1 protein-coding gene is annotated in these 628 nt (G+C 67.9%); it reads left to right on the forward strand.

The features are described from left to right. Positions 1-591, forward strand: a 591-nt coding sequence (locus AC1DWF_RS35865) for an SLBB domain-containing protein (protein WP_476843214.1), incomplete at its 5' end; no start/stop codon positions are given. Between the last annotated feature and the right edge of the window lie 37 nt (positions 592-628).

The raw sequence follows: 628 nt of genomic DNA on the forward strand, positions 1-628 counted from the left end.
AATCCGATCCTCGCTGACACGCGGAGCGTCTATATCCTGCGGGCGAGCGTCGCGGCGCAGCAGACGCGCGCGCTCAACGAGGCGGCGGACAGGCTGGAACGGGCGCTCTTCCTGGCGGTCTCTCCCACCCAGGGCGTGGCCAATATCCGCACGGCCGAGGCCAACATGGTATCGACCTACCTCCAGCGGGCCCGACGCACCCAGCCGGAAGGGCGCGTGGTGGTGTTTAGCGACGGCCGTTGCACAAGTKTCAGGCTCGAGGATTCCGACATCATCGTCATTCCCGAGCGTCGCGAGACCGTGCTGGTGACCGGGGAAATCGGCAACCCGCGCGCCGTCGTGTGGCGTCCGGGCCTCACCGTGGATAGCCTGATTCGGGAAGCCGGAGGGCTGACGGCCCGAGGCAGCCTGCGCAACATCATGATCCGCCGGGCCTCCGGCGAGGTTTCCCTGGATCCGGATGCGGTGCCGCGCCCTGGTGACGAGGTGATCGCCCTGCCGCGGCTGGACGGACGCTATCTCCAAATGGCGCAGGACATCATGCAGGTGCTGTTCCAGGCCGCGCTGGCGGCCCGGGTCTTCACGAACTGACGGTCTGGTTGCGGCGATCCATCCCTGCGGCGTAGCC

Source organism: Aminobacter sp. P4_D5, assembly GCF_056401815.1.